The organism is Aquimarina algicola (genome assembly GCF_006443095.1).
GTDB classification, from domain to species: domain Bacteria; phylum Bacteroidota; class Bacteroidia; order Flavobacteriales; family Flavobacteriaceae; genus Aquimarina; species Aquimarina algicola.
This window is the reverse complement of the sequence record NZ_VFWZ01000004.1, coordinates 273,046-290,126: the sequence shown is the minus strand read 5'-3', so window position 1 is coordinate 290,126 and position 17,081 is coordinate 273,046. Positions and strand designations below refer to the sequence as shown.

The following is a 17,081-nucleotide window of genomic DNA, read 5'->3' as shown; positions in this document are numbered from 1 at the left end:
CTTTTAAAAATTACTTAAAATGTCAAGTATTTGAATAGCTTGAATCGTATTACCAATTATTATTTCGGTTGTTGAAAATTGATATCCATTATTACTAAGATTTGAACCTAATAGTATCGAATTTGTGGGGTATAAGCAAAATGGATCTATATTAAAACCAATAGAAACATTAGATGTAATCTGTTGTTGTAATATGGATGGGAAGTAACTTCTTTGATATCCATAGATATTTACTGCATTGTTACCAAAAATATATTTTGTGTTGTTAGGTATTTTGATAGTACTCAAGTTAAAATGACTTTTAGTCAGAGATATATTGCTCTTAAAATTTCCAAAACCGAGATAACTTTTTGTGTTTTGTGCCGTTGCAATGGAAAAAATAAAAAAGGCAAAGACATAAATAATTATAGTTTTCATGAAGTATTTCTTTTTACTATAACACATAATATTGAAAATACCCTACAAAAAATTTAAGCTTTATTAATTTATTTGTTATGTAGAGATAGTGTACAATAATTTATTGCTTGTATTTATTAACATATCGTTTCCAAAGTTTTGTTTGATGTGTTTCTAAGCTTATTTCTCGTCCTTGTATAAATGCTTTTTCTAATTGATTTGTACGCATATCCAGAGCATCTCCTTTACTAATAAATAAGGTAGCGTCTTTGCCAACTTCTAGTGTCCCGGTAAAACTATCAATGCCCAAAATTTTAGCACTATTTCCTGTAATAAGTTGTAACGCTTTTTCTTTATCTAATCCATGTGCAGCAACAGTTCCTGCTTGAAAAGGTAGATTTCTAGCATTTGCCCGTTCCATTTGCCCACTATTTTGAAGTGCTACTAGTACTCCGGCATCCATTAGTATTTTAGGATTTTTATATGAAATATCATAGTCTTCATCTTCTAGTTGAGGTGTAGAATGTGTTCTGGTAGCTAACACAGCAATATTATTTTTTTTCAATTGCTCTTTTACTTTATAAGCTTCCCAGCCTTCAACAATTACAATTTTTTTTAATTCATATTCTTTTGCAAAAGAAATAACGTCTAAAATTTCTTTTTCGGTTCTTGCATTAATAAATAATGTTTGAGAGCCGTCAAAAATACCTTTCATAGCTAAAAAGGGTAAATTTTTAATGTCTGATGCATTAGATTTTAATGAAGCCTTAGACTGTTTGATAAAATCTTTTAATTCTAAAACTTGTTTGTTATATTCTTTATTTGCTTTAAAACCGGGTTCTTCTCCAAGCCACCAACGTCCTCTAGTAAATATATTGGGCCAGTTCATATGTATTCCATCATCAATTTTGATAATAGCATCTTCCCAATTCCATGCGTCTAATTGTACTATAGATGATGTACCAGAGATTTTACCACCTCTAGGAGTAACTTGTGCAATCAATACGCCATTAGGGCGCATACTTTCAACAATTTTACTTTCTGCATTATAAGCAATGATACTTCGGATATGAGGATTATAAGTTCCAATTTCAGAATCATCGTCAGATGCTCTCACTGCACCTATCTCTACTAATCCTAATGTAGAATTTGGAGCAATAAAACCAGGGTAAATATGTTTGCCTTCTGCTTGTACTATTTTACCTTTTGTAGCTGTATTATTGTTATTTTCAATAGTGGTGATCTTACCATTTTCAAAAATAATGATACTATTTTCTATAGTTTTTCCATTACCAATATGCGCAGTGGCTCCAATTATTGTAATGGGATCACTTTGTATCTTTGCAGGAGTTTGCTGAGCATTACTATTATTAAGAAAGAAAATAGAAATAATTATGAAGTTGATTATTTTTTTCATTGATATTTTGCTTTTGAATTTTATGAATTGTAAAAACTTTAGAACTTAGTGTATAGTTTCTAAAGTTTCACATTCAAAATGTTGATGTTCTTTCTTTTTTGCAGGTTGTGTTTTAAGTCCTTTATTTTTTGCTTTGATCATCATAGATGAAAGTTTGCTTTTTTCTTCTTTAATTTTTCTACGTAAAACTTTATCTTTTTCTAAATCAAAGTAAATAGCCCCTTCTATTATAGTTTTTTCTGCTTTTGCATAAATAGAAAGTGGATGATCTGTCCATAATACGATATCAGCATCCTTTCCTATTTTGATACTACCCACTCTATCATCAATATGTAATAATTTGGCTGGGTTTAGTGTTACAAATTTTAAAGCATCTTCTTCATTTACACCTCCGTATTTTACGGATTTCGCAGCTTCTTGATTTAACCTTCGAGACATTTCGGCATCATCACTATTAATAGCGGTCAATACCCCTTGATTGTGCATAATAGCTGCATTATAAGGTATAGCGTCGTTTACTTCAAATTTGTAAGCCCACCAATCTGAAAATGTAGAGCCTCCTACGCCATGTGCAGCCATTTTATCAGCTACTTTATATCCTTCAAGAATATGAGTGAAAGTATTAACTTTAAAATTAAATTTTTCAGCTACTTTCATCAGCATATTAATTTCACTTTGTACGTAAGAATGGCAACTGATAAAGCGTTCTCCATTTATAATCTCTGAAATAGTCTGTAATTCGATATCTTCTCTAAAGGGTTTACCACTATTTTTGAGCCTTTCATATTCTTTAGCCCTATGAAAATAATCCATAAATAATTGTTCGACTCCCATTCTTGATTGTGGGAAACGACTAAAACTTTGCCAATTACTTTGTTTTACATTTTCTCCTAAAGCGAATTTGATGAATTTGGGTGAGTTTTTATAAATGAGATTATCTGCGTTTTCACCCCATTTTAATTTAATGATGGCAGATTGACCTCCAATAGGATTTGCAGAGCCATGAAGGATTTGTATTGAGGTTACTCCACCAGCTAGGTTTCGATATATATTTATGTCTTCTGGATTTACAACATCTTCGATGGTAACTTCTGCAGAAGAGTTATGACCAGCTTCATTAATAGCAGCAGCTGCAATATGCGAATGCTCATCGATGATTCCCGGAGTTATATGTTTGCCTGTAGCATCTATTATTTTTGCATTGCCAGATGATAGATTTTTTCCGATAGAAACGATTTTACCACTTTTGATAAGTACATCTGTTTCTTTTAAGATTCCTTCTTTTTCATTCGTCCATACTGTAGCATTCTTGAATAAAATAGTTTCTGAAGCAGGAAGTGCTGAATGGCCATATGCCATATTAGGATATGTTACAGGAAATACTTCTGGTTTTTGTTGACTTTTTTTCTCTTCTTTTTTGTTTGTAACAGGTGGCTCTTCTTTCTTTTTTATGATAAGATTAGTTTCTGTGCCGTTGGGGAGAACAACTTTTCCGTTCCAGAGGTTTGTTTTTTTGTTTATAGATGCTATTAAACGAGTGTAGTTTGTTTTGGTAGTATCTGGTTGTGTAAATGTAACGGAGACCCAATCATTTTTATAACTAATTTTGGTTCCTAGTTTTTTACCTTCAGTAGTAATTTCGGCCTTTGGTGTAGATGGTTTTCCTGTAATTGACATATTGTATTTCTTATTAGAAATCATAAATTCATATTTCCCATTAATAGGAACTACATTCATATTGTTGATTACATTTTTATGTCCTTGTACCCAATTTTCGTATACGATATTCTCCTTAGAGAATAACTCTTCTTTGGTAATTAAAAAATTAGCGTATGCTCCTTTTTTGAGACTTCCCAAAAGATCACTTTTTCCTAAAATTTCTGCTGGGATTGTTGTTAGAGAAGCCAAAGCTGTTTTATGATCTAATCCATATTCTATAGCTTTTAAAATATTTGGTTGAAGATTACTAATTTTGTCTAGTTTGTGAGTAGTAAAAGAAAATACAACTCCTTTTTTTGCTAATACTGATGGGTTTGAAGGAGCTTGATTCCATTGGCGCATATCAGCCAAGCTTACCAAATTTGCTGAAAAGGGATCAGAAACGTCGTAGGCATCAGGAAAATTCAGTGGGATAATATATTTGGCATTTGTAGCGATTACATTATCGATTCTAGAATACTCGTTACCCCCGCCAAGAAGTACATAATTGATATTAAATTCATCTCCAATCTTGTCAGCTCTGAATCCATTTTCTTTACTACCGGCTTCAAAAATTTGTGGAAGGTTCTTGTTTCTTATGATAGCTTCCAGTGATAGATCTTTGGTTTTAGAATTTTCTTTTTCGTACCAGGTTGCATCATGGTACATTTGTCTTAATAGAGCCATAGCTCCCATTAGTGAAGTAGGGTAGAGTTGTTTACTTTTATTACTTTTAGTAAAAGAAAAAAAATGAGAAGACCTGTCACTCAGTAGTCTTTCTCCAACAGTTCCTTTATTATTTAAAGCAACAAGTAAACCGGTACCTCTAGCAATACCATCCGGCATATGTGTGTTTAAAACTCCAAATCCCTGTTTTATATATTCGTCAGCTTGCTTTTTATCATATTTAAAATGAGTAAGTGTATTGGTTTCCGGTCTAATATGATCGTTCCAATAATACCCTTCTCTAGAAGATCCATATTGAGGATTCCCTCTGAAGGGACTGGTTTTACTTTTTTTTGGTGGTTGAACTCCAAAGCTTGTATATAAATCTATAAATGAAGCATAAATATGTTTTTCTTCAAGATCAGTGATGATGCTATTTTTTGGAATTGCAATAGAAGAGGAACCAACGTCAACAATTTTACCTTGTCGAATAATAAGAATACCGTTGGTAATGATATTATTTGGTGTAGTATGGATTGTCGCATTTGTAAATACGGTATAATTTGTATTACTTGTCTTTACGCCATCATTCTTTGGAAAATAATCTTGAGCATTAGAATTTAAAATTCCGTATATCACGAGAAGTGATAGTAGAAGTTTTTTCATAAGGATTAGATAAGTTGATTTGTGTATTTTTCTTTTAAAGATAAATTATAGGATAAAAGTTTATTGTTAATTAGGATATTTTTAACGATAGATATGTTAGTTTATTTATAGAATTGCTTTTTTAGCATCAATCATTAAATAAATACCAATTATGAAGAAAATACTATTTTTTTTGAGCATTTGCTCAGTTTTTAGTTTAACAATCAATGCGCAAGGTTTTGGATCGGCTTCTTCAAGAGGTCCCGGAGAAATCGATGGGTTTGATCCGTCTGCTGGAGGAATAGGAGTAATCGTTACAGAATCTTCTGTCGAAAACATAAAGGGTCATAAATATTATGAAGATAATAAAGAAATGGCTTCGGTTTATGTTAATGGAGATATGAAAGTAAAATGTATGGTGAGATATAATGCAGTGGATGATGAAGTTGAAACTACAGATAACGATAAGACTTATAAAATGTTTAAAAGAGACAATATAGAAATTGTTTTAGATAAAAAAGGATATAGGTATAAAGTATTTGAAGAAGAAAACCAGAAAAAATATTATATTTTGTTTAACAAAGGTAAAGTCTCTCTAGCACTTAGACCAAAAAAGAAGATAAAATTAGGTGTTAAGGCAGCAACTAATTATGAAAAAGATAAACCTTCTAGGTATGTTTTACAAAATGATTATTTTATTCTTACAGAGGAAGATAAGTTTATCCCTGTTAAATTTAAAAAGAAAGAAATTTTAGCAGCTTTAAGTAGTAAGAAAGATGAAGTTGAAAATTTTGTTTCATCAAAAAAGCTTCGTTTTAAGAAAAAAGAAGATTTGATTAAAATCATTGATCACTACAATTCATTATAATTTTATGAATACAGTCAACCATTTTTTACTAGTAAAAAATGGTTGACTGTATTTTTTTAATTTTATTTTAGTTAAGCGATAACAACTTATAAATCAACCCATTAATAATCATCTGTAATTTGTTAAATATTTCATAAGAAAAATCGTTCCTTTGTCGGACAAAATTTTAAATTATAAGGAATGAAAAAAATGTTTTTAGCACTTTTATTAATACAAACTTTTCTGTCTATTGGACAATCAAAAAATGATTTAATTGTTGAAGATGAAGAAACGTCAAACCTGAGTGCTTATGGAACCAGAGTAGTTGTTAAAAAACCTTCTAAGAATATTATCCAAGGTCATGAATACTTTGAAAATGAAAATAAATTAGCCTCTGTATTTGTAAATAAACAAAAATCGCGTAGAGCTTTTGTTCGATATAATGCTTTAAATGACCAAATCGAAGTAACCGAAGTATTTAATGTTTTAAAAAGAGACAATATAGAAATTGTTTTGGATGAAGGATATGCTTATAAAGTATTAGATTTTGAAGGAACTAAGCAGTTTTTTGTTTTTTTAAAAGAGGGGAAAACTTCTTTGGTTATGAAAGTTGAAAAAAAGATAAAACAAGGTAGAGAGGCGATTGGAGGTTATCAAAAGACAACAAAAGATAAATATGTAGAAAAGCATAGTTATTTTATATTGAATGAAGAAGGAGAGCTACTTAAAATGAGATTAAAAGAAAAAGATATACTAAGGGTTTTAGGAGACAGAAAAAGTGAGATTGAAAAGTATATTTCATCAAAAAAACTTAACTGTAAAAAAGAAAAAGATGTTGTAAAGATCGTTAATTATTACAATACTTTGACGAATTGAAAAGAACAGATAGTATCTCAAGAGCTATTTAAATTAAAATATCGAGGGTCTAAACTCTCGATATTTTTTTGACATTAAAAATATACATAGTTGCCTTTTTTATAAGTATTCATACTTACCAATGTAAGGCATGCTATCTTCAAATTCAATTGGTTTTCCATTTTTTAGAATGATAGTACAACCATGCTCATCTTCCCAATCGGGATAAAATAAAATCTCTACATATCTATTTTTATAATGATCATGATCTCTATCTATATATACTGACTCGATATTGGATTTATCAAAAGCAGTATCTGGATTAAAAATATGAAAGCCCCTTTGGTTAGCTTCTAGATATGTTTCTATTCCTTTGGGAACAATATGCCCGTATTGAATTGTATTAAAACATAATCTACAATGACTATATAGTAATTCCTTTAATTTTATAGCGCCTTCTTCAGATAGAGCTAAAAAATCATTACAACATGCTACCATTTTGTCAGTAATGATTTTTCTTTTACTATTTGATCTAAATATGACTTCTATTTCTTTTCCAAAATAATTTGAATATATATGCAGCGTTGCGGTATCACAATCATCCCAAACGCAATTTTGTTGTATTTCTTCTTTTGTGATCATTTGATGATTTGTTTTTCTTGTGTTTCGTAAAATTACATGTTGATAACAAATCATAAAACCCCATTTTCAGGGATTTTTGAAGTCACGTAGGTATTTTCTATATAAGTTTTACCTTGTTTGTATCAATTTTACTTTCTAGCCAGTTTTTACGATATTCATCTGATGTAAAGATCAATTAAGTTATTAAGAGGTCGTTTTTGTGTTTCAAAATAAAAGTAGTGATCATATGGGTAACGTTACGTTTAGTAATGTTATATGGATAACTAGTTTACATCGTAAAATAAAAAAGCTACAGTATATCATAAATACTGTAGCTTTTACTATTTTAAAAAATATTTGATTAACGTTTTGGGATTTCTTTTAAAATTTCTTGTACAAATGTCCAGTATTTTTGAACCGATGATATACTAGCACGTTCATCAGGAGAATGCGCTCCTAGAATTGTTGGACCAAAAGATATCATATCCATATCAGGATAGTTTTGACCTAGAATACCACACTCTAATCCTGCATGACAAGCGGCTACATGTGCTTTTTCTCCATTAAGTTTTTCATACAATTGATCTAATACTTTCAATATAGGAGAATCCATGTTTGGTGCCCATCCGGGATACTCTCCACTTGTTGTAACTTCACATCCAATAAGTTCAAAAGTAGCCCTTAGTTTATTAACCAAGTCTTGTTTTGAAGATTCTACACTACTACGAGTAAGGCATTCTATTACAATCTTTTTGTTTGCTATTGATATTTTGGCAATGTTATTAGAGGTTTCTACAAGGTCAGGGATAGATGCACTCATAGTATATACACCATTATGTGCTGCATATAGAGATTTTATTACTCCTTCCTGTACTCCAAGTTCCATCAATTTCTCTGGTACCTCAATGGCATCTAATGTAATTGTTAAATCAGGATCAATTATTGATAGTTCTTTTTTGATCGTAGTGCCCAACTCTTTGATTTCGAATTCAAAAGCTTCTGCATGTATTGTGTCTACAACAACAGTTGCAAAACTTTCTCTTGGAATAGCATTTCTTAAACTTCCTCCTTTTAATTCATGTATTTGTAATCCAAAGTTTTCAAAACTATCAAACAATAGTCTGGTCATAATTTTATTGGCATTTCCTAAACCTTTATGAATATCCATTCCAGAATGTCCTCCATTCAACCCTTTTACAGAAATCGTATATCCTGATTTTCCTTCTGGTGTTGCTTCTTCTTTATATGATCTTTGAGCTGTAATATCAACCCCTCCTGCGCAACCAACTCCTATTTCGTCATCCTCTTCTGTATCTAAATTTAATAGAATCTCTCCTTGTAGCCACTCACCTTTTAGCTCTAACGCTCCAGTCATCCCTGTTTCTTCGTCTATTGTAAATAATGCTTCTATTGCAGGATGAGCAATAGTATCGGATTCTAATATTGCCATAATTGTTGCTACTCCTAGACCATTATCTGCTCCTAACGTTGTTCCTTTTGCTTTTACCCAATCTCCATCAACAAACATATCAATACCCTGAGTATCAAAATCAAAAATAGTATCAGCATTTTTTTGATGTACCATGTCTAGGTGAGATTGCATGACAACTGTTTTGCGATCTTCCATGCCAGAGGTAGCCGGTTTTTTTATCAAAACATTTCCTATATGATCTACTTCGGTTGTTAATCCCAAAGATGCTCCAAAATCTTTTATAAAAGCAATAACACGTTCTTCTTTTTTTGAGGGTCTTGGCACTGCATTAAGGTCTGCAAATTTATTCCAAAGTCTCTTTGGTTCTAACGCTCTAATTTCTGAATTCATAATCAAATATTGTGTTTTTATACTTGCGAAATTCTAAATTTTAAATGCCAAATCCCAAATATTAATCTAAAATTATTCATTTTGGAGAAATTAAAGTCAATGTGTGTTTCTGATATTCTATATGTTGCAAAAGTAGAATTAAGATCTTTTTTTAATTATTTATTTCTGAGAGAACAAATAAATTCTTTTCTTTAGCGTATTACATTTAGATTTGGTATTATAATTTATTCTGAATTTAGTTATTACTTGATGCAATCCAAAACAAAACTATTTCTCACAGTTCTTTTACCAATACAGATAATTGGTATTCAAATTCTTTCACTTTTTCCGAATCTTATTGAAAAAGTTTATAGCAATGGTATCTATACTTACACATCCAAAATTTTACGTTATGCCTTTGGTTGGATACCGTTTTCTTTTGGTGATATTTTGTATTTGGTTTTGATTATAATGCTACTTCGTTTTATATTCAGAAGTATTTTTAAAAGAAAAAATACCTGGAAAGTAGTACTTCTTGATGTAGGTGCTACTATATCTGTAATCTATGCTAGTTTTCACATATTTTGGGGAATTAATTATTACAGATTACCATTACATGAAATTTTGGGGATAAAGGATGAATACACAGAAGAAGAACTAATACATGTATCTCAAAAATTAATTGTTCAGGCAAATATTCTGCATCAAAAGTTAGAACCTATTGATTCTTTACCGATAGAAATTCCATACTCAAAAACAGAAGTGTTTGATAAAACGATACCTGCTTACAAACAATCGAGTGAAATTCTACCTTTTCTTTCTTATCATCCAAAAAGTATCAAAAAATCTTTGCTTAGTTTACCTCTTACCTATATGGGATTTAGTGGATATTTGAACCCAATAACCAACGAATCTCAAGTCAATAGTTTAATACTTAATTATAAAGCCCCGACAACAAGTTGTCATGAACAGGCTCATCAATTAGGGTTTGCAAAAGAAAATGAGGCTAATTTTATAGCAGCTCTTGTTACAATGAATTATGATGATCTTTATTTTAAATATAGTGGGACAACATTTGCTCTAAAATTTTGTCTGAATGATCTTTATGTTAGAAATGAAGAAAAAGCAATTTGTCTGATAGAAGAATTAAGACCGGGGATTAGAGAAAATTACAAAAAAGTAAATGAATTTTGGGATTCTTATGAAAACCCGATAGAGCCTATTTTTAAAAGTACTTATGATAGTTATCTTAAAGCAAATAACCAACCTGATGGTATTGAAACCTATAGCTATGTAGTTGCTTTGTTAGTGAATTATTATAAAACACTATCTCTAAAAAGTGTTTAAGTAAAAAATAAGATATATCACTATTATATTTTTTAATTATTAAGGCTATTGAAATACAAATAAAAAAAGAGCTATAGATTTTATAGCTCTTTTTTGTGTATTTTAAAATTCTATTTCTTTTATTTTGCTTCCTCAGCTTTTTGAATACTTACCAGTTCTATTTCAAAAATAAGATCACTATTAGGAGGGATAGGTCCGCCACCTCTTTCACCATAACCAAGATGAGAAGGGATAAATATCACAGCTTTGTCTCCAACTTTCATTTGCTGAACCCCTTCTTTAAAACCAGGTATCATTTGTGCGTCTGGTGAATATGGCATTGGGATTGGAGCATATCCTTGAGGTACACTGGCTCTTCGCTCATCATATATGCCAAATTCTTTAGCTTTTTCTGAAAGATTAGTATCAAAAATTTTTCCATCTGTAAAAAAACCAGCATAATTTATAGTAACCATATCTGTAGCTTTTGGTTTTTCTCCATCACCTTCATTGATAAAAGCAATCTCTAAACCACTATCTAATTTTTTTGCAGATGTTTTGATTTCATTGAATTTTGCAGCAACTGCGTCATTCCTTTCTTTTTCTATTCTTTCTTGTTCAGCTTTTTCTTCTTCAATCACTTTTAGTTTATCATTAAAAGTAGTCTCTGCATCAAAAGATTTTGCATCAGAACCTTTTCTAATAATATTTACTTCAAGCATTTTTATTTCCTGCTTAGGTTTATCTCCTGGAGCTGTTTCTACTACACCTATACTATCTATGATATCTTGTCCTACTACAATTTCACCAAAAACAGTATGTTTTCCATTTAACCATGGGGTTTCTTTTAATGTAATAAAAAATTGGCTTCCATTTGTATCTGGACCAGAATTAGCCATTGATAAAATACCTTTAGATTTATGAGTAAGTGTATCTACTATTTCATCAGGAAATTTATATCCAGGATCTCCGGTACCGGTACCTAATGGATCACCTGTTTGGATCATAAAGTCTTTTATCACTCTATGAAAAACAATACCATTATAATATTTTTTCCCTTTATAAGTACTATCTACTTTTGTATTGGTACCTTCTGCCAGTGCAACAAAATTAGCGACTGTCATAGGTGTTTCTTTGTGATATAATTTTGCAACTGCTGTACCTTTATTGGTAATAATCTCTGCATAGACCCCTTCTTTTAGATCAGGATATTTTTCTTCGCAGCTACTCAATGTGATAGTAATAATTGCTAAAAGCAATAGATTTAATCGTTTCATTTTTGATGTTAATTAATTTTTTGTTGTTGATTCTTTTGTAATTGTATTTAATGTTACTTCTGTTATTAACGGAATATTTGTACCAATCTTGTGGTCATCTCCATAATATCCATAAGCTTGATAGGAAGGGAAGAAAAAAGTTACCTTTTCACCTTCTTTCATAAGTTTTAACCCTTCTCTAAGACCTAAAAAAAGTTCTTCTTTGTCTATTCTATATGTGATAGTATCAAGTTCTTGTTCACTATAGATGGTATTGTTTTTAAGATCTTTTACATTATAATTAAAAGTAACAATGTCTCCAAATTTAGGGGTAGTAGTTGAGATAGAATCCTTTAGGGTATAGAAATACCAAAATCCTGTTTCTGATGTAATATACTGGTGTGCGGTATCCTCTTCAATAATTTTTTGTATCAGAGCTTCTTCTTTGGAAGCTAGTTTTTTATTACGGTCAATAGACTCACTAATAAAAGAACCTGATGAAATACTTAGAGGTCGTCTTGCTTCTTGAGGTTTGCAAGAAACAAATAGAAGTGTAAGTAGGATGGCGTTAAGAGCTAATCTCATGGATTAAGGACATTTTTATATGATGGTAAGATACTAATAAATTTCTCAACGGTATGAGTTAATGAGAGATTACTTTTTCCTCCTGCCGCATTATGATGTCCTCCTCCTTCAAAATGTTCCCTAGAAAATTCATTTACAGAAAAATCACCTTTTGATCGTAAAGAGATTTTGATAATCTCTTCAGCTTTATTTTCAATAAAAATAGCGGCAAATTTAATTCCTAAAATAGACAACCCCATGTTAACAAAACCTTCTGTATCTCCCTTTTGAAAATTATGAGTATCTAATTCTTTTTGAGTTAAAGTAATATATGCAGTCTTATATTCTGGTAACACTATTAAGTTATTAAGAGCAACACCTCTTAATTGTATTCTGGATAAAGTATTTGTATCGTAAATACGCTCATGGATACTGGTGTTGTCAGCCCCCCGGTCTATTAAGTCTGCGATAACTTTATGAGTTGTACTTGTTGTTGATCTAAATCTGAAAGAACCCGTATCTGTCATTATACCAATATAAATACTTGTAGCTATTTCAGGAGTGATATTGTCAAGGTCGCCCATTTTTTCTATAAAATGATAGATCATTTGGCAAGTAGAACTCATTGCTGTATCACTATACATATAAGTTGCATAATTGTCTGGTTGTTGATGATGATCAATCATGATGTAAGTAGCCTTGGTAGTAGCAAGAACCTGTTCCATGTTTCCACTTCGAGATAAATGATTAAAATCCAAAGTAAAAATAATATCCGAATCGTTAATTTTTGAAAGAGCAGCTTCTTGATTAAGATCATATTTAAGAATATGATCTTCTCCTGGAATCCATTTTAAAAAATCTGGATAATCATTAGGAGTGATAACTGTTACATTATGTTTGAAATTATTTAGGTAGTGATATAAAGCTAAACTTGAACCAATTGCGTCTCCATCGGGATTTTTATGACAAACAATTACAATATTTTTTGGCGTTGCCAATACCTTTTTTATTTGATCAACTTCTGTAGTATTCATAAGGCAGCGAAGATACAATAAAGCCAAATAAACCACAAGATATAGCATATCTCCTTTCATTATATACATAATCGAGTAAGAAGCATGTCAAATTTAATACTATCATAATGTAAGATCACTTACTTTTATGGCTCAATTGTAATTATATTAATAATGATGAGGTATTTTATTTCTTTTGTTTTAATCAATTTGAGTTTATTTAGTTTCTCTCAAAAAAAATCATATGATTTTACGTTAACTTTTGGAAGTTGCAGTAAACAAAATATCCCGCAACCATTATGGAAAGATATTATGGGTACTAATCCAGATGTATTTGTTTGGGGAGGCGATATTATTTATGCAGATTCTGACGACATGACAAAAATTGAGCAAGACTACACAATTCAAAAAAATAAACCTGAATATCAAGAACTATTAAATTCTGTTCCTGTAATTGGTACTTGGGACGATCATGATTATGGTAAAAATGATGCAGGAAAAGAGTGGAGTAAAAAAGAAGAAAGTCAGCAATTATTTCTTGATTTTTTTGATGTTCCCAAAGATAGTCCAAGACGTAAACAGTCTGGAGTATACGCTTCCAGAATCTTTAAAACCAAAAAAGGGAGTATAAAAATTATAACACTAGACACAAGATACTTTAGATCACCTCTGAAAAATAGTACATCTCCCGATCGCAGATATGAGCCTTATCAAAATGGAGAAGGAACAGTACTAGGAGAAGAACAATGGCAATGGTTTGAAAAAGAATTAGAAGCTAATTATTCTGATTTTATTGTAATTGTAAGTAGCATACAGTTTTTGTCATCAGAACATGGCTTTGAAACATGGGGTAACTTTCCTCATGAAGTTCAAAAATTAAAGAAAATGTTGATAGACAAAAAGGTAAGGAATGCAATTGTATTGAGTGGTGATCGTCATATCTCAGAATTTTCAACCACACAAATTAAAGGATTAAAATACCCTCTAATCGATTTTACATCAAGTGGATTAACTCATTCTTATAGCGATTATAAAGGAGAATCAAACAAGTATAGAGTTGGTAATGTAGTATCTGTACCAAGTTTTGGAGTACTGTATTTTGATTTTGATTCTAATACGGTCACAATGCAGATGAAAGGTCAAAAAAATATTGTATTACAAGAACTTGAAAAACAATACCCAAAAGATTAATTATTTCAAAATACTTTCGAATAATATTCTTGTTTTTGATGCTTTTATATATACTTTTGCACAAAATTTTTAAAAAATCAGGAATCATCTGATAGATATTAAATATACTTTTTAAGTTTTACTTAGAAGTAAAAACAACAATGATTAACTATGGCAACAAACAGAACTTTTACAATGCTTAAACCCGATGCGGTAAGAAAAGGATACATTGGGGCAATTCTTGAACAAATTACAGCTTCTGGATTTAGAATTGTAGCAATGAAACTAACTCAACTTACAACTGATGATGCAAAGGCTTTTTATGCTGTTCATAAAGAACGTCCATTCTATGGAGAACTTGTAGAGTACATGACTAGCGGACCTATAGTGGCTGCAATTTTAGAAAAAGAAAATGCGGTTGAGGATTTTAGAACTCTTATTGGAGCTACAAACCCAGAAGAAGCTGCAGAAGGAACAATACGTAAAAAATACGCAACTTCTATTAGTGAGAATGCAGTACATGGTAGTGATAGCGATGAAAATGCTGCTATCGAAGGAGCTTTCCATTTTTCAGGTAGAGAGCAGTTCTAGTATTTTTATCTAAAACAAATATCTAAAAAACCATCTTCGACCGAAGATGGTTTTTTTTGTTATTGATGATTTTCTCACGAATCCCTGAAAACAGTGTTGTTTGGTTCTATAAGTACATCTATTTTTACCCTGTTTATAAGTTAGAGTATACAACTATTTATTTTTGAATGAATTTTATTATTTCAATATCTCTTTGTTTTCTATTTATTACTACCACTTTTGCTCAAAAAAGTAATAGTATATTTTTAGATATATATGCTACAGAAATCGAATGGAGTGATAAAAGTTACGATACTCTAAAAATATCAGAAAAAACAAAAATTTTACAATCTCTAGCGCATAGAGAATATGTAGATAAGTCATTTGCGGATGGCCTGAAAATTCAAAAAATAGATTTGAATTTTGACGGTAAATTAGATGTCTTATGTAGAATAAAAAATACTCATGATCCTGTTAATCTAGCATTAGATGTTTTGATGAATATAAATGATGTATATGTGAATGAAGAATCTTTTGTGGGAATAATTACATCTATTGAGCAATCAGAGAAGAGAACTAATCTTAGAATCAAAAGATTTCCTTGTTGTTGTATGCATAATGGTGCTGTTACAGAATTAAAATTCAAACGTGGTCATGATTCTATACTAAAGCGTAGTACAATGTTTTGGCATACAGATTTTGAAATACCCGAAAAAGAGAATCTTTCAGAAATACAGATCAAAACAACTCTCCAAATTACTCAGATTAGAACGTATTGTGAAGTTAATGATAGCAAAATCAAAGATGATTGTACCGACGATATTTTTGAAGGTAATGTAATTGGTGCTATAAAAAAGAACGCAAAATATAAACAACTTAGTCATAAAACAGATCAAAAAGGAAATCAATGGGAGTTAATTGAAGTGTTATCTCCAAGTTCTTTTATATATCAAAAAAATAGTGTTCAACCTTATTCAGAACGTATTATAGGTTGGATTAAGAAAAATATTAAAAACGAATAGCAAATATCATAGCATGACAAAAAGAGATTTTTTTAGAATAATAATAAAATTATTTGGGTTATATTTTTTGATAGGTTCAATTTCTAATATATTTTCTTATGTTAGTATGTATCAGTATGAAAATATAATTGATATTATCTCTTTATTACCCACATTTGTACTCATTGCATTATTATTTTTGATATTCTTTATTCTTGTGCTGAAGTCAGATTCTATTATTAATCTCTTAAATCTGGACAAAGGCTATGATAATGATAAAATTGTGATAACAAACTTCAGTGATTCGATGATTATTAAAATTGCCTTGATTTTAATAGGATCATATTTAATTATTGATACTCTTCCAGGTTTTTTAACACAATGTTTCTATTTTTTTAAAGGTAGGGTTGGAGCTTCTACTATTAGTGTAGAAGTAAATTTTCCTAGCCTGATAGGTTTGGGGATACGAATTTTAATCGGATATCTTTTAGTTAGTAATTACAAAAGCCTAGGAAAGTTGTTGACAAAAGACAAAAAGAACTAATCCACTAAATTTTATATAGCTTTTTATGAAAGGAATATTATTAAGTATATCCATAGGAACTCTATGTTTTATATTTTACAAAAATGGATCAAATACAAATCAAATTAAAACTACTTTTCAAGAGGAGAAAAAGGAACAAAATCTCTCTTTTAATTATGATACTTATGTAGAAGTTTATAGATATAATGAGACTTACAAGGATAGTAGTTTACTATCCAAAATATGGCGATTAGAAGATTCTATAATAAAAAAAGAAGGAGATTTTCAATATAAAATTCCTTTACAGAGCCATTTTGTAACTAATAACATTATAAAAGCAGCAAATGGAAAAAAAGAGCTTGAAATGTTTGATGAATCTATTTGTGAAACAAGAGATACAGGTGTATGGAACAAATATTTGATAAGTTATAATAAAAAGAGCGAACCTATTGCGATCAAACACTATAAAACCTCATGCAATAAGGCTTCAGAGTCAGTAAAAAAACCAGACCAATCAGAATATTTTTTAGGAGAAGAAATCGAATTTTTGCATGAATATAATCGAATGACTCAATATACATATGATGATACAGGTAAGTTTTTAGAAAAAATTATAAAAAAATACGATACAAAACATCAACTTATTTCAGAAGAATATGAGGCTCAGAAAACACATAGGTTTAAAATATTTTATACCTATAAGAGTAACTAA

At 30.3% G+C, this 17,081-nt stretch carries 16 protein-coding genes; 8 read left to right on the top strand and 8 right to left on the bottom strand.

Annotated elements, in window-relative coordinates:
• Positions 1–3: 3 nt before the first annotated feature.
• The 3 genes from FHK87_RS14945 to FHK87_RS14935 form a co-directional block, all read right to left on the bottom strand.
• Entirely contained in the window at positions 4–417 is a 414-nt protein-coding gene (locus FHK87_RS14945; RefSeq protein WP_140594486.1) for a hypothetical protein, read from the bottom strand.
• A 100-nt stretch (positions 418–517) separates the two neighbouring features.
• Positions 518–1,813 (bottom strand): amidohydrolase family protein, encoded by a 1,296-nt coding sequence (locus FHK87_RS14940; RefSeq protein WP_140594483.1) that lies wholly within the window; start codon positions 1,811–1,813, stop codon positions 518–520.
• A gap of 45 nt (positions 1,814–1,858) precedes the next feature.
• The gene (locus FHK87_RS14935; protein WP_140594481.1) at positions 1,859–4,843 is read right to left on the bottom strand and encodes an amidohydrolase family protein; all 2,985 of its coding nucleotides are present in this window, start codon (positions 4,841–4,843) and stop codon (positions 1,859–1,861) included.
• 151 nt (positions 4,844–4,994) lie between these two features.
• Between FHK87_RS14935 and FHK87_RS14930 the strand changes: the two genes are divergently transcribed.
• The gene (locus FHK87_RS14930; RefSeq protein ID WP_140594478.1) at positions 4,995–5,690 is read left to right on the top strand and encodes a hypothetical protein; all 696 of its coding nucleotides are present in this window, start codon (positions 4,995–4,997) and stop codon (positions 5,688–5,690) included.
• A gap of 180 nt (positions 5,691–5,870) precedes the next feature.
• A complete protein-coding gene (locus FHK87_RS14925) occupies positions 5,871–6,545 on the top strand; it encodes a hypothetical protein (protein WP_140594475.1) in 675 nt (224 codons plus the stop codon).
• Positions 6,546–6,644: 99 nt separating this feature from the next.
• Here the strand turns inward: FHK87_RS14925 and FHK87_RS14920 are convergent, their stop codons facing one another.
• Positions 6,645–7,166, bottom strand: a complete 522-nt coding sequence (locus FHK87_RS14920) for a DUF6985 domain-containing protein (protein WP_140594472.1) — start codon at positions 7,164–7,166, stop codon at positions 6,645–6,647.
• Positions 7,167–7,506: 340 nt separating this feature from the next.
• Positions 7,507–8,967: an aminoacyl-histidine dipeptidase gene (locus tag FHK87_RS14915; protein WP_140594470.1), complete on the bottom strand. Its 1,461-nt coding sequence runs from the start codon at positions 8,965–8,967 to the stop codon at positions 7,507–7,509.
• 249 nt (positions 8,968–9,216) lie between these two features.
• Between FHK87_RS14915 and FHK87_RS14910 the strand changes: the two genes are divergently transcribed.
• Positions 9,217–10,293, top strand: coding sequence for a DUF3810 domain-containing protein (locus tag FHK87_RS14910; RefSeq protein ID WP_140594467.1), 1,077 nt, complete (start codon positions 9,217–9,219; stop codon positions 10,291–10,293).
• Between the two features lie 119 nt (positions 10,294–10,412).
• Here the strand turns inward: FHK87_RS14910 and FHK87_RS14905 are convergent, their stop codons facing one another.
• From FHK87_RS14905 to FHK87_RS14895, 3 genes are read right to left on the bottom strand one after another with little or no spacing between them, the layout of a single operon-like run.
• On the bottom strand, positions 10,413–11,549 hold the full coding sequence (locus FHK87_RS14905; protein WP_140594464.1) for a peptidylprolyl isomerase: 1,137 nt from the start codon (positions 11,547–11,549) through the stop codon (positions 10,413–10,415).
• Between the two features lie 12 nt (positions 11,550–11,561).
• Positions 11,562–12,113: a gliding motility-associated peptidyl-prolyl isomerase GldI gene (gene gldI / locus FHK87_RS14900; RefSeq protein WP_140594462.1), complete on the bottom strand. Its 552-nt coding sequence runs from the start codon at positions 12,111–12,113 to the stop codon at positions 11,562–11,564.
• A complete protein-coding gene (locus tag FHK87_RS14895) occupies positions 12,110–13,126 on the bottom strand; it encodes a DHH family phosphoesterase (RefSeq protein WP_140594459.1) in 1,017 nt (338 codons plus the stop codon). Before FHK87_RS14895 ends, gldI begins: the two co-directional genes overlap by 4 nt.
• Positions 13,127–13,279: 153 nt before the next feature.
• On the opposite strand from FHK87_RS14895, the gene FHK87_RS14890 reads away from it, so the two are divergent.
• The 5 genes from FHK87_RS14890 (at position 13,280) to FHK87_RS14870 (ending at position 17,081) form a co-directional block, all read left to right on the top strand.
• A complete protein-coding gene (locus tag FHK87_RS14890; RefSeq protein ID WP_140594456.1) occupies positions 13,280–14,296 on the top strand; it encodes an alkaline phosphatase D family protein in 1,017 nt (338 codons plus the stop codon).
• A gap of 150 nt (positions 14,297–14,446) precedes the next feature.
• The gene (locus FHK87_RS14885; protein WP_140594454.1) at positions 14,447–14,866 is read left to right on the top strand and encodes a nucleoside-diphosphate kinase; all 420 of its coding nucleotides are present in this window, start codon (positions 14,447–14,449) and stop codon (positions 14,864–14,866) included.
• A gap of 167 nt (positions 14,867–15,033) precedes the next feature.
• Positions 15,034–15,867, top strand: coding sequence for a hypothetical protein (locus tag FHK87_RS14880; RefSeq protein WP_140594452.1), 834 nt, complete (start codon positions 15,034–15,036; stop codon positions 15,865–15,867).
• 13 nt (positions 15,868–15,880) lie between these two features.
• Positions 15,881–16,390 carry a hypothetical protein gene (locus FHK87_RS14875; RefSeq protein WP_140594450.1) on the top strand — a complete coding sequence of 170 codons (510 nt, stop codon included), beginning with the start codon at positions 15,881–15,883 and terminating at the stop codon, positions 16,388–16,390.
• A gap of 25 nt (positions 16,391–16,415) precedes the next feature.
• Positions 16,416–17,081 (top strand): hypothetical protein, encoded by a 666-nt coding sequence (locus FHK87_RS14870; protein WP_140594448.1) that lies wholly within the window; start codon positions 16,416–16,418, stop codon positions 17,079–17,081.

What these genes read in the sequence shown, in the direction of transcription:
- FHK87_RS14875 (WP_140594450.1), top strand. Translation starts at nt 15,881, where the DNA reads ATGACAAAAAGAGATTTTTTTAGAATAATAATAAAATTATTTGGGTTA.
- FHK87_RS14920 (WP_140594472.1), bottom strand. Translation starts at nt 7,166, where the DNA reads ATGATCACAAAAGAAGAAATACAACAAAATTGCGTTTGGGATGATTGT.
- FHK87_RS14925 (WP_140594475.1), top strand. Translation starts at nt 5,871, where the DNA reads ATGAAAAAAATGTTTTTAGCACTTTTATTAATACAAACTTTTCTGTCT.
- FHK87_RS14935 (WP_140594481.1), bottom strand. Translation starts at nt 4,843, where the DNA reads ATGAAAAAACTTCTACTATCACTTCTCGTGATATACGGAATTTTAAAT.
- FHK87_RS14940 (WP_140594483.1), bottom strand. Translation starts at nt 1,813, where the DNA reads ATGAAAAAAATAATCAACTTCATAATTATTTCTATTTTCTTTCTTAAT.
- FHK87_RS14880 (WP_140594452.1), top strand. Translation starts at nt 15,034, where the DNA reads ATGAATTTTATTATTTCAATATCTCTTTGTTTTCTATTTATTACTACC.
- FHK87_RS14895 (WP_140594459.1), bottom strand. Translation starts at nt 13,126, where the DNA reads ATGAATACTACAGAAGTTGATCAAATAAAAAAGGTATTGGCAACGCCA.
- FHK87_RS14945 (WP_140594486.1), bottom strand. Translation starts at nt 417, where the DNA reads ATGAAAACTATAATTATTTATGTCTTTGCCTTTTTTATTTTTTCCATT.
- gldI (WP_140594462.1), bottom strand. Translation starts at nt 12,113, where the DNA reads ATGAGATTAGCTCTTAACGCCATCCTACTTACACTTCTATTTGTTTCT.
- FHK87_RS14885 (WP_140594454.1), top strand. Translation starts at nt 14,447, where the DNA reads ATGGCAACAAACAGAACTTTTACAATGCTTAAACCCGATGCGGTAAGA.
- FHK87_RS14915 (WP_140594470.1), bottom strand. Translation starts at nt 8,967, where the DNA reads ATGAATTCAGAAATTAGAGCGTTAGAACCAAAGAGACTTTGGAATAAA.
- FHK87_RS14905 (WP_140594464.1), bottom strand. Translation starts at nt 11,549, where the DNA reads ATGAAACGATTAAATCTATTGCTTTTAGCAATTATTACTATCACATTG.
- FHK87_RS14930 (WP_140594478.1), top strand. Translation starts at nt 4,995, where the DNA reads ATGAAGAAAATACTATTTTTTTTGAGCATTTGCTCAGTTTTTAGTTTA.
- FHK87_RS14870 (WP_140594448.1), top strand. Translation starts at nt 16,416, where the DNA reads ATGAAAGGAATATTATTAAGTATATCCATAGGAACTCTATGTTTTATA.
- FHK87_RS14910 (WP_140594467.1), top strand. Translation starts at nt 9,217, where the DNA reads ATGCAATCCAAAACAAAACTATTTCTCACAGTTCTTTTACCAATACAG.
- FHK87_RS14890 (WP_140594456.1), top strand. Translation starts at nt 13,280, where the DNA reads ATGATGAGGTATTTTATTTCTTTTGTTTTAATCAATTTGAGTTTATTT.